At 48.4% G+C, this 13,315-nt stretch carries 16 protein-coding genes; 1 reads left to right on the forward strand and 15 read right to left on the reverse strand.

Going from position 1 to position 13,315, the window contains the following annotated elements:
* Positions 1–69: 69 nt before the first annotated feature.
* Positions 70–426, forward strand: coding sequence for a KPN_00521 family repetitive protein (locus tag AC6I8K_RS14165; protein ID WP_064739688.1), 357 nt, complete (start codon positions 70–72; stop codon positions 424–426).
* A gap of 63 nt (positions 427–489) precedes the next feature.
* Here the strand turns inward: AC6I8K_RS14165 and AC6I8K_RS14170 are convergent, their stop codons facing one another.
* From AC6I8K_RS14170 to AC6I8K_RS14240, 15 genes are all read right to left on the reverse strand, one after another.
* Positions 490–819, reverse strand: a complete 330-nt coding sequence (locus AC6I8K_RS14170; protein WP_064739600.1) for a DMT family transporter — start codon at positions 817–819, stop codon at positions 490–492.
* 55 nt (positions 820–874) lie between these two features.
* Positions 875–1,237, reverse strand: a complete 363-nt coding sequence (locus AC6I8K_RS14175) for a DMT family transporter (RefSeq protein WP_497826927.1) — start codon at positions 1,235–1,237, stop codon at positions 875–877.
* Positions 1,238–1,256: 19 nt separating this feature from the next.
* The gene (locus AC6I8K_RS14180) at positions 1,257–1,931 is read right to left on the reverse strand and encodes a hypothetical protein (protein ID WP_483815988.1); all 675 of its coding nucleotides are present in this window, start codon (positions 1,929–1,931) and stop codon (positions 1,257–1,259) included.
* 12 nt (positions 1,932–1,943) lie between these two features.
* Positions 1,944–2,564 (reverse strand): phosphate propanoyltransferase, encoded by a 621-nt coding sequence (locus tag AC6I8K_RS14185; RefSeq protein WP_064739603.1) that lies wholly within the window; start codon positions 2,562–2,564, stop codon positions 1,944–1,946.
* Complete coding sequence (locus AC6I8K_RS14190; protein WP_483815989.1) at positions 2,561–2,950, reverse strand: BMC domain-containing protein; 390 nt, start codon at positions 2,948–2,950, stop codon at positions 2,561–2,563. Before AC6I8K_RS14190 ends, AC6I8K_RS14185 begins: the two co-directional genes overlap by 4 nt.
* A gap of 11 nt (positions 2,951–2,961) precedes the next feature.
* Positions 2,962–3,897: a choline TMA-lyase-activating enzyme gene (cutD, locus tag AC6I8K_RS14195; RefSeq protein WP_483815990.1), complete on the reverse strand. Its 936-nt coding sequence runs from the start codon at positions 3,895–3,897 to the stop codon at positions 2,962–2,964.
* A 45-nt stretch (positions 3,898–3,942) separates the two neighbouring features.
* Positions 3,943–7,332: a choline trimethylamine-lyase gene (cutC, locus tag AC6I8K_RS14200; protein WP_497826928.1), complete on the reverse strand. Its 3,390-nt coding sequence runs from the start codon at positions 7,330–7,332 to the stop codon at positions 3,943–3,945.
* Positions 7,333–7,353: 21 nt separating this feature from the next.
* Positions 7,354–8,520, reverse strand: a complete 1,167-nt coding sequence (locus tag AC6I8K_RS14205) for a 1-propanol dehydrogenase PduQ (RefSeq protein WP_497826929.1) — start codon at positions 8,518–8,520, stop codon at positions 7,354–7,356.
* A 7-nt stretch (positions 8,521–8,527) separates the two neighbouring features.
* Positions 8,528–8,791, reverse strand: a complete 264-nt coding sequence (locus AC6I8K_RS14210) for a EutN/CcmL family microcompartment protein (RefSeq protein ID WP_064739608.1) — start codon at positions 8,789–8,791, stop codon at positions 8,528–8,530.
* 17 nt (positions 8,792–8,808) lie between these two features.
* Positions 8,809–10,395, reverse strand: a complete 1,587-nt coding sequence (locus tag AC6I8K_RS14215; RefSeq protein ID WP_497826930.1) for an acetaldehyde dehydrogenase (acetylating) — start codon at positions 10,393–10,395, stop codon at positions 8,809–8,811.
* Between the two features lie 38 nt (positions 10,396–10,433).
* The gene (locus AC6I8K_RS14220) at positions 10,434–10,712 is read right to left on the reverse strand and encodes a BMC domain-containing protein (protein ID WP_064739610.1); all 279 of its coding nucleotides are present in this window, start codon (positions 10,710–10,712) and stop codon (positions 10,434–10,436) included.
* A gap of 14 nt (positions 10,713–10,726) precedes the next feature.
* Complete coding sequence (locus AC6I8K_RS14225) at positions 10,727–11,011, reverse strand: BMC domain-containing protein (RefSeq protein WP_064739611.1); 285 nt, start codon at positions 11,009–11,011, stop codon at positions 10,727–10,729.
* A 14-nt stretch (positions 11,012–11,025) separates the two neighbouring features.
* Entirely contained in the window at positions 11,026–11,304 is a 279-nt protein-coding gene (locus AC6I8K_RS14230; protein ID WP_064739612.1) for a BMC domain-containing protein, read from the reverse strand.
* Positions 11,305–11,714: 410 nt separating this feature from the next.
* Positions 11,715–12,224, reverse strand: a complete 510-nt coding sequence (locus tag AC6I8K_RS14235) for a FidL-like protein (RefSeq protein ID WP_497826931.1) — start codon at positions 12,222–12,224, stop codon at positions 11,715–11,717.
* Positions 12,221–13,000 (reverse strand): winged helix-turn-helix domain-containing protein, encoded by a 780-nt coding sequence (locus AC6I8K_RS14240; RefSeq protein WP_497827253.1) that lies wholly within the window; start codon positions 12,998–13,000, stop codon positions 12,221–12,223. Before AC6I8K_RS14240 ends, AC6I8K_RS14235 begins: the two co-directional genes overlap by 4 nt.
* Between the last annotated feature and the right edge of the window lie 315 nt (positions 13,001–13,315).

Here is a 13,315-nt window from a genome sequence, read left to right on the forward strand (position 1 = left end):
TAAATCTTTCCATCCCGGCATATGCCAGGATGAACACCTAAGACGACATATTTCATGAAAGAGGGAATTATGAAAAAGACAATTATTGCAGTATCGGCTCTTCTGCTGGCTTCTTCGGCTTTTGCCGCCACTACACATGCAACTGATGAAACCGTCGCTAACGCACAAGCTGGCGCTAACACCGCCAAAGAGAAACTGCATCAGGCGCAGAATGAAGGTAAAGAGCAGCAGCTTAAAGCTAAGCATGCTGCGGAAGGCAAAAGCGATAACCTGAGCAGCAAAGCCAGCGAAGGTACGCAAAAGGCCTGGAACAAAACCAAAGAAGGTTCTGAGAAAGGTTGGGATGCCACTAAAGAAGGCACCCAGAAAGGCTGGAATAAAACCAAAGAAGGTGCCAGCGATCTGAAAAAGAAAGTGAGCGAATAACTTTCTCAATTTACTAATAAGGCCGCTACTGCGGCCTTTTTTATTATCCTGATTTTGGACCATTCAGCCCGCAGAAAACACGTTCATTATCACCCCACCTGCAATAATAAGTACCATTGCAACGACCGCAATGATATCCGGCTTTTGTTTATAAATAAGCATTGAGCATAGTGTTACGCCGACAATACCAAACCCACACCAGAGTGAATAAGCGACCCCAACGGGAATGGTACTCATCGCTCGAGTGAGTGCGAAATAACAGAGTCCGTAAGCACAGATAACTAACAATGATGGCCCAAGCTTGCTAAAGCCTTGGGTTTTTTTAATCATCGATGTCCCAGTAATTTCCGAACCAATAGAAAGGGCTAGCCATAAAAATCCGAGATTAAACATATAACTTTCCTTTTATGCTAATCGATTAAAATATTCTTAACGTAGTTAAAAACCGTTAACTCTCAGCTTGCTCACCCATTTTTGAAAAAACATTCATGATCACAATGCCACTAGCAATAATCATCATCCCAACAATCGACGCAGTATCTGGATGCTGATCGTAAAAGAGCATCCCTAATGTTGATACTAATAAAATACCTGTCCCGGACCATGTGGCGTAAGCGAGTCCAACAGGTATATCTTTTACCGCTCGTGATAATGAATAGTAACAAATGGCGTAAAACACGATAAGAAATACTAATAACAACGCTTTGATTCCCCCTTCACTTGAATCAAAAAACTTGAGGGTTGAAGTTGCAGATGTTTCTGAAATAATGACCAAAATTAGCCATAGCCAGCATTTGTTTTTTGCAGACATAATTAACTCCTGATTTTAATCATCTATTAAGCGTAATTTTTTGCTTCTTTAAATAGTCGGATGCAGCATCAGTCAACAATAATCCTGAACCATCCATCTTTACTTTTTTATTAATAATGTCATTGAGCGTAATATAACGTCGTGTTACTGCCGCAGCGTCAGACGTTTCACTTCCGTTCAATTTAGCGATTAACGCATCTAGGGAACACAAAGTGACCCCCATGCGTCTCAAGGTCATCAACGTTGCCTGAACGTGTTCGATGTAGCCTGGGTGTGGATTTTTCCCTTTTATACGATTAATTTCACTTTCTGGATCGCAGTAATAATGCAATGCCAGCACAGGTAACCCACTACTGAGTGCCTGATGGATAGCTTTTGCAAATGGTCGACGAATCACGCCATTTACCACATCCGCCGCCAGTGAATAGCTAAGAAATGGAATGACCATCGCGCTATAAGATATTGGTGACAGATTGTCCACCCAGGCTTCGTTATGAAATCCAGCGCCTAATGAACGCCATGATGCCTCTTCTTCGTCCCCTTCAAATGCGAGTCGATAAGCACAGTCACAACTTGCCAGCCGCGAATATATAATCTCCCGGTATTCTTGTGCTTCTGAGATCAGTAATAGCGTTGGTCGGCATAAACGCTGCAAAGTTAACGCGACAAGCCGCTCAATATCCCTTTCCGTCATGTCACATCCTCTTCATTGCACCAACGTCACCATCTCGCCGTTGCTCAACCCTGCAGCATTGGCTTCTTCAATATCAAGATGACACTCAAGAACAAAGTTTTCATCGACGCGTACAATCACGGCTTCGAAGATCAAGCCGCGCTTGCCCTGAGATCGCACGCTGACCTGCTGCCCATGGATAACATTCATTCTGCTCGCATCCAGCGGTGACATATGGATATGCCGCCAGGCACAAATCACCTGAGACCGTAATTCAACATGGCCTGCCGGACCGATGAGCAATGCATTGCCCGCGTTGTCCAATGCCCCTGATTCCCTTATCGGCGCTTTGATACCAAGCGCAAAGCAATCAGCACGGGAGAGTTCCAACTGTGATGCAGAGCGAGTAGGCCCAAGTACACGTACGTGCTGCAGCGAACCTTTTGGCCCTACGACCGTAATGGTTTCTTGCGCAGCAAATTGCCCCGGTTGCCGCAAAGGTTTACACGGAGTTAACGGGTATCCCTTACCAAATAAAATGTCCACATCTTCACGCGATAAGTGAACATGACGATTAGAAATGCCGACCGGTATCAAGGCGTTAGATCTTGAAAGATGAACATCAATACGCTGTAAAACCTGGGCATCCATCATGATTTCTGTCCTTTCTTAATGGACACTTTTTGCTCTTTATTCTCATGAGAACGCGTGATTTCTGGCATAACCGCTGCTTTAAAAACAGCAGGCTTATGTGTCAAATAAAACCCCCTGCCCTTTAAGGTTTGTAAAGCCGCAACCACGCTTTCTTCCGGACGAGCAATGATTAGCGATGCAAGCCGCTGTTCGCTTTTAACAACGCTAATGCCATATTCAATGGCAGTACGGATGGCACTGATTTCACCAACAAAGCAGATATTCACTCGACCAGATCCTACCGTGCGATAACCAATGCAGTTCACATTCGCCGCTTTACAGGCGGCATCAGCTGCCTGTATTGCCGCAGCCAAACCTATCGTTTCAATAATGCCCAAACTGTTCATTGCGCCTCCGATTAATGCCGAACTAAGCGAATATCAAATTCAAATTTCTTCAGGAACACTTCCAGGCGTTGCAGCTCTTGCTGGCTATAAGAGGGATCGTGATGAATGGGATAATCCATCCCCAGCCGTTCATACTTCGCCTTACCTAATTGGTGATAAGGTAAAATATCAATTCGTAAGATATTGCCGCGTTTTGCCAGTCCAGAAATATAATTAATTGCTCCTGTTATGGCATCGTAGGAATCGTTGTAACCACGAACCAAAGGCATTCTGACGATAACTTTTGCACCTGAGTCCACTAACCATTCAAGATTACGCAGCACGGATTCATTGCCAATGCCGAATAAAACCTTATGTTGCGCACTGATTATGTGTTTAAGGTCGAACAGAAAGGTATCTGTTACTGGCTTTAACTTTTCATAATTAACCAGTGACGTTGTCCCTTGCGTTTCCACCGCTGTATTAATCATCAACTTTTTACATTCAGTGAAGAGCGCAACAGCAAAATCGGTTTGCAGGCTCATTTCACCACCACCAATAGTGACGCCACCACCGGATGAAAGATAAAAATCATAATCCTGCATAATAATGTCCATCAACTCTGCTACGGTGACATCTTTACCCAGAATATCTAATGCACGTTGCGTACAGATGTTTTCACATTTCCGGCAACCAATGCACTCAGCTGAGCGGTCGATAACATGTCTACCCTCAACATTTTGATGAACACCTGCGGGACAAACACTCACGCAATCACCACAATCAATGCATTTCTCACGTGAAAACATCACTTGAAAAGCTTTCACCAATCCTTCAGGATTTGCGCACCAGGGGCAGCGTATATTACAGCCTTTAAAAAAAATCAGAGTACGAATACCCTCGCCATCATAAATAGAGTATTTCTGAATATTAAATATTCTTCCTTTTAATTCTGCCGCTGCTTCCATAATACACTCCTTGTTAGACATCCCTGTCATTCATTCCTTTTAGAACTAGAATTTCTCTATTACCGTGCGGCTGATAATTTCATCCTGAACTTCTTTACACAGTTCAACGAAGTAAGCGCTATATCCCGCTACGCGAACAATCAAATCGCGATACTTCTCCGGTTCACGCTGTGCTTTTTTCAACACTTCATTATCGACATAGCTGAATTGCATCTGCCCGTTACCGAGGATAGAAGCCGTGCGTAGCAGGGTGATCAATCCCTGGCGTCCTTCCGGGGTGTCTAATAATCCTTTGAGGAATTTAAAGTTATGCACCATGCCAATATTCATGGTCTCAACATTCATGGTACTGACAGACTTGATCACCGCAGTAGGACCTTGCTTGTCCGCACCCTGCGTTGGACTAATGCCATCTGATAGCGGCATCCAGGCCAGTCGACCATTCGGCGTTGCGTTAGTGAGTTCGCCGATAGGCGTATTATTGGAAATAGATAGCGTTCCGTGACTCAATGTTGAATACAGCATCTGATATTGCCGGCACTCTTTTTCCGTCCATTCGGTAATATCCAGGGCCAGTAAGTCGACATTTTTGTCATCGTTGCCATATTTTGGCGCATTCAGGCAGTCACGGCGCAACGCATCGTAGCCGACAAAATTAGCCAACATCGCATCGCGCATCTGTTCCAACGTGTATTGACGATCTTCGTAAACCAGTTTGCGAATTGCAGCCATGGAATCAATATACGTCGCCAAACCAGAGAAAATGAGCCCCGGGCCGTGGTTGATCATCGCCCCGCCCGCGGCCACATCCCTACCGCTCTCCATACAACCTTCCACCAGCAATGACATGAGCGGCTTGGGCGCGACTTCACGATGGACGCGCTGGCTAATAACCGTGCCTACTGCAGACAAACGCACAATATGCGCTACCTGTTTTTTTACCGCAGCATCAAATTGTTCGAAGGTTTTCAGCTCGCTGAGCTCTCCGGTATCAAGTCCCTGATAACTGTCAAACAGCACCATACGACCGCGATTTAGCACAAACTCAATGGCAATCGGCCACTGTGTATAGCCGGTTGAAGTCCACTGATAAATACGTCCTGATTTTTGCGGCTCTACGCAGCCCATCAGGCAGTAATCACGCGCATCTTCAAAATCAAAACCTTTGCGCAGCATCATTTTGATATGAGAATCATCGAAGTGGCAGGCTGGGAAACCCATACCGGCTTTTACGACATCAACGATTTTTTCCATGTACTTTTGCGGCGACTGATTATGAATACGACAGGCCAATGAAGGCTGATAAACCTTCACAAAACGCACGGCGTCCATAATCAGATAGGTCAAATCATTACAGGCATCGCCGCCGGTGCGCTTCTGCCCCCCTACTGTCAGATTGATAAACGGCTGATAACCGGCAAAATACTTGGCGCCGGCTTCGCTGGACATCCACATCAGCTCAGCACATTTGATAATGAACGCCTGCAGCATTTCGACTGCGGATTCTGCCGTTAGTCGACCGGTGCGGATATCTTCCGCAAACATCGGGTAGCAATATTGGTCGACGCGCCCCAGAGATAACCCAGTTTGGTTCTCTTCGATTTCAAACAGAGACTCCACCGTCCAGATGCTTTGCAACGCTTCCTGCAAGGTCTTAGGCGGATTGGCGGGGACATTTTCATTAACCTCGGCAATCGTCAACAACTCAGTGCGTCGTAGAGGGTTTGATTCTGTCGATGCCAGTTCGCGTGCATGAGATGCAATACGTTGAGCGTAACTCATTACCCCTTCGCAGGTTTCTATCGCCGCTTTGTAGTAATAGATGCGATCGATATCCTCAGGGTTTTCCATGCTCAGGGTAGCCAAATGCGCTTGCGCATCAGCTTTAATCCCGTTAATCCCCTTGGTAAACAGCAGTACGTCGTAACCTGGGCAAGTGTCGCCACCGCCGTTGATCTGGTGATAGGAAAGATCGCTGACAAAAGTTTCACCGCTGAAAGACCAAACGCCCGCTTCACGATATTGTGCCTCGCAGATTTCATCCAGCGAGCGGCCCTCCCAGAACGGGACAATCTCTTCACGGATGGTTTTCTTGTCCGCTTCGCTGATGACGAAAGGATCTTGCGGACGTGTGCCCATGGTGTCGAGCTCATCGCGCACCCAGCGCCAGGCGATATCGGGTGAAAAGGCGCCTGCTCGAGGTTTACCGCACGGATGGCCGACAATCAGCTCATCATTTTGTATCAGGATTGGCGCAGTCTCACAGGCACGACGGAAGGCTTTTGCACGCTGTAACACCACCGGCAGCCCCGGATTATTTTTGACGACCTCGGTGAAAGCCAACGCCCTATAGATGGAGACACTCGGACGCGCCTGCAAATAATGGTTACGTAAACGCTGCATGCGTGGCGATAAGCCTTCCATTACGGGCATTTCGTCAGTAGCGGCGATAGGCCTTTCTATTGAAGCCGTGCCGCGGAACAGACGTACGGGCAGATTCAGTGCGCTGAGATTCTGCTGGGCGCTTAGGAATAGTGAGGAGAGTTCATTGATAGCGATAGCGTTATCATCGATCGCGTGGCCACACAGCATTGCATCAAACATCGGATAGCCCTGAATGGCACGCTCAACGCGCACCTCACTCAGCTCAGCCAGCTTGAACCACAGGCTTTCAACAATCTCATATGCCTGCTGCACACTGATTTTTCCGCTTTCCACATCATGTTGATACCAAGGGAAGAGAGCTTTGTCAGCACCACATGGATTGACGGCATACTCGCCGTTATCCATCAGCACTGCCAATTGAAACAGATAGAAAGCCTGACATGCTTCTTTAAAACTTCGCGCAGGCTGCGCAGGCACATGCCGTAATATCTCGGCACTTTCACGCAGCTCAGCCCGGCGATAGCTGTTCTGTTCGGTGATAACTCGCTTATCGGCTTGATCGGCGAGATTCTTTGCCAATGTGATTAATGCATCGCAGGCATATATCGCGGCACGGCAGGCATTGGCTTCATCGATACTGCTGCGGCTAATGCTACTGCTTAGCGCTTCGCACTGTTTTTCCAGCTTATTACGCATGGTCAGCACGCCCTGCTCAATAACCACCTTGTAATCCGGTGAAACAGGGAGCCCATCAAGGCTTAAGAACTGGAACACCGAAGGACGGTTGCGGGTAGCTTCATCATGAAATAGTGAACCGTGCGGCTTACACGTCGCATTGCCAATAATCAACTGATCGGCTTCGATCGTCGCGGGCATCTGACGCACCAGCTCATAGAAACGGCGTGCGGGTTTAACAGCCGCAGGCACACCACTTACCTGACTATCAATGGCATGCAGCAAAGCCGCATGCTCAGAACACAGGGTGCTTTTTTGGCTAAGTAAACGTTCCGCCAGTACTTTTATGCGTGGCGTAGGGCTGTAATGTGACATGAGGATCTCCTGATGTTCTTTTTAATGTTCCTGAGCACGCAGAACGTTGGCATCAATGCTCCATGCTTGACGTAACAGAGCGATAAGCGCGGCCAGATCCGGCTTGCGTGGGTTTGTCGGGGTACAACTGTCGCGCAATGCCTGATGGGCCAGCGCCGACAATTGCTGCTCAAATTGCTCAGCGTCTACCGCTAACTCCTCGATGCCGAGCGGCAATGTCATCTCCTCTTGCATGGCGCGAATAGCCAGTAGCAAGCTGCGTACGCCCTGCCGTGCGTTATCTGCCGGTAATCCAAGCAGGCGTGCAAGATGCGCATATTTCTGTGCCGCAACGTTGTCGCAACTGCCTGCATAATCCGCGTTCCACGCCACGATATGCCCCATTAATAGGGCGTTAGCACGTCCGTGTGGGATGCCAAATACTCCGCCAAGCGCATGTGCCAGGCTATGGGTGATGCCGAGTGATGCATTGGTAAAAGCCATACCTGCCATGCATGAGGCGTTATGCATTTTCTCGCGGGCGAATGTATCTTCACCGTTGCGCCAGCAGGACGGTAAATAGCTGAACACCTGCTGAACCGCTTTCTCTGCCAGCGCATCGGAGAAATCACTGGCGTGAATCGAGACGTAAGCTTCAAGCGCATGGCATAACACATCCATGCCGGTATCGGCGGTGATAGCGGGCGGCACTGAGGCAACAAATGCGGGGTCAAGAATGGCGATATCGGGCAGCATTTCGCTATCAACCAATACCAGTTTTTCCCCTTGCGCTTTGACTACAGAAAACGCAGTAACTTCCGATCCCGTGCCACTGGTCGTTGGAATGGCGACAAAACACGGGCGCTCACGCTTCGGTGCCGAGACATCATTGGCCAGCGTGAACAGCACTGCTTTCGCCGCATCAATCACCGACCCACCACCCAAGGCGACGATGAGTTGTGGATAGTGGTTTTCCATCAGCGCAACACCGCGCGCCACGGTGGCGACATCGGGATCCGCCTTTACGTCATCCCACACCTGAAAGCGGGTGCCTTGTTGCTGCCATAGCTGAGTGACTTTTTGCGCATAACCGAGCTGTACCATGGCTTGATCGGTCACTAACAACGCATTCAGAGCCGGTAACCCACTCAGTTGCGCCAGCGCATCCTTGCCGAACTGAATCCGCGGCTTTAGCTGAAATTCCCTCATGGTTGATTCACTCCCTTGCCTCACGAAACACTTTCTCGACAATGGCGACCACCGACATCGCTTTGTACTGCTCTTTGCTCAGGGCAACGTAATTTTCAGCCAATACCACATCACCCATCCCTGCGCCCACAATGTCGACGGCAACCCAGCTTCGGTCCGATATCACCTGTTGATCATCGCCCAATGCGCTAATCAGCAATAAGTTGCTACCGCGCAGCGCATCGCACTTTTGCGTAGCAACAACATGGCCCGTAACCTTTGCGAGAATCATCGTTTTATCGCCTCAATTCAGAAAGTTGCCGTCGATTGTTTTGCCAATACCTGGCGGATGATGCGTTCAACCTGTTGCGCGCTGACCTCTCCCGAGGGCGCAGGCGGTGGTATCGCTGAAACAAAGCGTTGGTCATCCCCACTCTGCGTAAAACGCGCATCATCAAAAATGCTCGCTGGTGAAGCTTTCACGGTTGCCGTTTCAGGTATCGCCACAGAAATGTGGGATTCAGGCGGACGCAAAGCGTTGATCGAACGTACGCCGTAACCCACTTTGCGGATGTTGATCAGATTAAGCGGACTGACATTATCAGAGCTGGAACCACCGCCAACTGCGCCACAACCGAGTGTCAAAGCGGGCATGATATTGGTGGTTGCGCCAATGCCACCCAGGGCCGCAGGCGTGTTGATAAGAATGCGGTGCACCGGCTTTTCGAGGCTGAATTGCCGCACGATCTTCGGGTCGCGGGTATGAATGACTAAGGTATGGCCAACGCCTTCGTTAGTGAGTAGCTCAACCACGCGCTGGCAGGCATGTTGTCCATCTTCTTCGACATACATTCCCAGCACCGGACACAATTTCTCGCGCGCATAAGGATTGGTACGTGATACTTCGTTTTGTTCAGCAATTAATACGCGCGTAGTTGCCGGCACACTGAATCCCGCCATGTCGCTCAGCACCAGTGCGGTTTTGCCTACCACTTGAGGATTGATAGTGCCGTTAGCGCGCAGGAGTAATGCCGCCATTTTTGCCGCTTGATCGGCATTCATGAACCAGGCGCCCTGCGTTTCTAATTCACGTCGCGTTTCGTCATAGATACACCGCTCAACGATGATTGACTGTTCAGAGGCGCAGATAACCCCGTTGTCGAAGGTTTTACTGGTAATGATGTCCGCAACGGCCTGCTGGATATTGGCACTGCGTTCAATAAATGCGGGCCCATTGCCCGGGCCACCGCTGATGGTTGGCGTCCCCGAAGCATAAGCAGCTCGCACCATGCCCTCCCCGCCAGTGGCGAGAATCAGTGAAATCTCCTTGCTGTGCATCAGCTCAGAAGTGGCTTCCTGTGTGAGTTGGCTTAGTCCACTGACGATTCCCGCAGGCGCGCCGGCTTCGGTTGCTGCCTGTGTGACAATTTCAATCGCACGTAAACTGCATTGCCGTGCGCCGGGATGCGGTGAAAACACAATGGCATTGCCGGCTTTGAGCGCGATCAGCGTTTTATAAAAAATAGTGGAGGTTGGATTAGTTGAAGGCACCAGCGCGCAAATTACGCCCAACGGCACGCCAATATCCATCACCTGCTTCGCGGTATCTTCATGGATGATACCCACGGTTTTCATCGATTTGATGGCCTCGAAAACCTGCAATGAAGCAAACTGATTTTTCAGCGTTTTATCTTGCCAGTTGCCGAAGCCGGTCTCTTCGCAGGCCATGCGCCCCAGGGCTTCTGCATGCTGAGCTGCATGGCGGGCAATGTGTTCTACGACATTATCAATCTGCTGCTGAGTAAACGTGGCGAATTGCGCCTGAGCAATTTTCGCCTTGCGCACTAACTCCCGCGCCTGCTGGCGGGAGCTTAAGTCGCGGTCCAGTTCCATCATGAGTCAATCCTTCATCAGCGCACAAAGAGTGGAATGCGTCAGGCTTTGTGCTGCGCCGCGATTTTTTCGATGTCGTTATGTGGGCGCGCAATAACACGAGCAGTGACTACTTCACCAATGCGTTTCGCCGCTTCGACACCGGAATCTACTGCGGCATTAACCGCGCCCACATCGCCTTTCACCATCGCCGTCACCAGGCCAGATCCAACGTTTTCATAGCCAATCAATTCAACATTGGCGGCTTTGCACATCGCATCAGCGGCCTCAATACAGGCCACTAAACCTTTGGTTTCAATCAACCCGAGAGCTTCTTTCATAATGGTTATTCCCTTTATTCAGCCACTTTGTACTGCATAACGATTTTGTTGATGTCGTTGTGTGGACGCGCGATCACTAATGAGGTGACGACTTCACCGATGCGCTGTGCAGACTCCACGCCAGAATCCACCGCCGCCTTTACCGCGCCGACATCCCCTTTCACCATGGCAGTCACCAGACCTGAACCGACGTTTTCATAACCGATCAGTTCTACATTGGCGGCTTTGCACATGGCATCCGCCGCTTCGATACAGGCCACCAAGCCTTTGGTTTCAATCAGACCTAATGCATCTCCCATTTGCGTTCTCCCGCTTAAGCTTTATGTTTGATAACAATTTTATTGATGTCGTTATGGGGCCGGGCAATCACCAGCGAGGTCACCACCGCACCCAACCGCTCAGCAGATTCGACACCGGATTCCACAGCGGCTTTCACTGCACCGACGTCGCCTTTCACCATGGCGGTAACCAACCCCGAACCGACATTTTCATAACCAATCAGCTGCACATTGGCGGATTTACACATTGCATCTGCTGCTTCAATGCAAGCGACTAATCCTTTGGTTTCAATCAGCCCTAATGCATCACCCATAACACCTTCCTCTTGGTCATTGAGCGCCCCACTGGCCGCAGTCACACCGTCGTTAGCGGTTCGGAACCCAATATAGGCAACACAGCGATTAACGGAATTTAAATCCACCCCAGGTTGATATTTAGATTAACGTGCTGATATTTTATTTTCTAAACCGTATTTTTATTTATTAATGCTGTTTTAGCGGGGACTTTAGGTAGGTTTGCTACGTGTAAAAAACGCGGATTGCACGGCTTATCTGCGTTGTTATTTGAATGCTGATTAAGTGATAAACAATGGTTCGCCGCTGCGGGCAAAAGTGTGGACAAAATCATTGTTTCGCCGGGATCGACGAAGAGTGACTATGAGTGAGTAGAAACGTTTTATTTGCGAGGAGTTGAGCCGCAGCAAAAGGAGGTGTTTGCGCTAAATTAGCTACCCGATTTCAGCGCGCAGATAAACAGAGGAGAATTGATTGATCCGATAAGCACCGCTTTTTCGTTGAGCTTTTGTACATTGAGAAAAAGACCGTCGTGGCTGTCGGACATCTCGCGCATAAAGTAGTCAAAAATCACATCGGGAGATTCATCTATTGATGAGGCACTAGCTTGCCACTGAACGATGCGATAATGCCTTTCAGCGGGTGAAATGCGTTGGCTTGAATAACGAAAAGAGACATAGCGTTGTAAATATAGCGATCCTGAATTGGAGTGGGTGTAGCCCTCAACAATCAGTGATCCTTTACCCTGCTCACGAAAATTAAAATGTACATTTGCATTGACGTTTTGATACTGCATGCCTTCAAAATGCATAATCGCTTTGGTCGAACAATTTAACTCGTTTGCTCGTTGAGCAGATAAATAATCCCAACCTGAAATGAGCAAGGCCGCAACGGCCACGCATGTAGAGGCGATAAAGAGTGGGCGAGGTGCAAATTTCACGTGGGTTTCCATGCGTAATAGAAATAGTTATCGCAATAACTAAAAACATTGCTCTTCTGTTTAGCGCAGTGGGCTAAAAACACGCGGCCAAGCCCCTCCTTTTGCAGCTTATCATCATAGAAAAAAATAAACTTCCGACCAGGCTGACACTCAATATTAAGCGTTTGCCGCACCGCATTAAAATTTTTGACATAGGGAGTTTGATTAAATGTTGCCAACATCTCCTCGACGACAGATAAATCGCATTGCTTAGATGATAAAGGTGTCAACGTTATTGCGGGTGGGCTGAGTTTCCCATAATAGGTGAACATCATGAGTATACAAGCCAGGCTCAACAGTGTTGCACTGGCGATATTCCAACCGGCTGGAGAGGATAATTCGCCGAATTGCTGGAAAGGTGACTCTTTTTTCCTCAGCATCATATCGGGTAAAGCAACGGGTGAAGAGGGCAGTATTTCGATGATGACAGACGGGTTCAATTGAAGATTGCCGCGTGAAATGCTCACAATCACGTTATCAATGCCGTAAAGGCGGAATGTTTTACGCAGCATACTCAGATATTGATTTAGATTGCTGTTTGACGAGGTGTGTCCTTGATCGTCCCACACGCGCTTAAGCACTTCTTCTCGATTAACCACCCCGGTATTTTGTAGAAAAAAATGCAATAACGAACTGGCAGTAATAGAAAGATGGCTATCAGATGAGGAGCCGTCACACGGCGTTAACGAGCCGTCTATGGTGTCAAAAATCAGGCAGGAATTAAGAGTATAACGCATCATTCTGTACCATCTGTCCAGGCTGAATTTCCCTATCCCGATGCGTGTTGTTGGCTTCACCTTATTACGCGCACCTCATCTGAAACAGCACGCATCATAGCGAGGAGCCAGCCGTTATTTGTTTGATGTTTATCAATAACTATCGAAAGCCAGATATCGGCGTCTGATTAGTGCGGCAAGGCTCACAAAAGTATTTAGCTATTCAACTAAAAGTTTTAATTATTTTATTCATATGAATAAACCCTCAACGTTAACCTCTTAAATAATCGTTAAATCCTTGTGACCTAAGCGCTAATAGGTCGCCATAAATGACGA

It is taken from the genome of Pantoea sp. X-Soil-ISGK-421 (assembly GCF_059730785.1).

Coding starts and splice junctions, on each gene's coding strand:
- cutD (WP_483815990.1), bottom strand. CDS start 3,897: ATGGAAGCAGCGGCAGAATTAAAAGGAAGAATATTTAATATTCAGAAA.
- AC6I8K_RS14175 (WP_497826927.1), bottom strand. CDS start 1,237: ATGTCTGCAAAAAACAAATGCTGGCTATGGCTAATTTTGGTCATTATT.
- AC6I8K_RS14185 (WP_064739603.1), bottom strand. CDS start 2,564: ATGATGGATGCCCAGGTTTTACAGCGTATTGATGTTCATCTTTCAAGA.
- cutC (WP_497826928.1), bottom strand. CDS start 7,332: ATGTCACATTACAGCCCTACGCCACGCATAAAAGTACTGGCGGAACGT.
- AC6I8K_RS14205 (WP_497826929.1), bottom strand. CDS start 8,520: ATGAGGGAATTTCAGCTAAAGCCGCGGATTCAGTTCGGCAAGGATGCG.
- AC6I8K_RS14220 (WP_064739610.1), bottom strand. CDS start 10,712: ATGAAAGAAGCTCTCGGGTTGATTGAAACCAAAGGTTTAGTGGCCTGT.
- AC6I8K_RS14240 (WP_497827253.1), bottom strand. CDS start 13,000: ATGCGTTATACTCTTAATTCCTGCCTGATTTTTGACACCATAGACGGC.
- AC6I8K_RS14225 (WP_064739611.1), bottom strand. CDS start 11,011: ATGGGAGATGCATTAGGTCTGATTGAAACCAAAGGCTTGGTGGCCTGT.
- AC6I8K_RS14180 (WP_483815988.1), bottom strand. CDS start 1,931: ATGACGGAAAGGGATATTGAGCGGCTTGTCGCGTTAACTTTGCAGCGT.
- AC6I8K_RS14170 (WP_064739600.1), bottom strand. CDS start 819: ATGTTTAATCTCGGATTTTTATGGCTAGCCCTTTCTATTGGTTCGGAA.
- AC6I8K_RS14165 (WP_064739688.1), top strand. CDS start 70: ATGAAAAAGACAATTATTGCAGTATCGGCTCTTCTGCTGGCTTCTTCG.
- AC6I8K_RS14215 (WP_497826930.1), bottom strand. CDS start 10,395: ATGATGGAACTGGACCGCGACTTAAGCTCCCGCCAGCAGGCGCGGGAG.
- AC6I8K_RS14210 (WP_064739608.1), bottom strand. CDS start 8,791: ATGATTCTCGCAAAGGTTACGGGCCATGTTGTTGCTACGCAAAAGTGC.
- AC6I8K_RS14190 (WP_483815989.1), bottom strand. CDS start 2,950: ATGAACAGTTTGGGCATTATTGAAACGATAGGTTTGGCTGCGGCAATA.
- AC6I8K_RS14230 (WP_064739612.1), bottom strand. CDS start 11,304: ATGGGTGATGCATTAGGGCTGATTGAAACCAAAGGATTAGTCGCTTGC.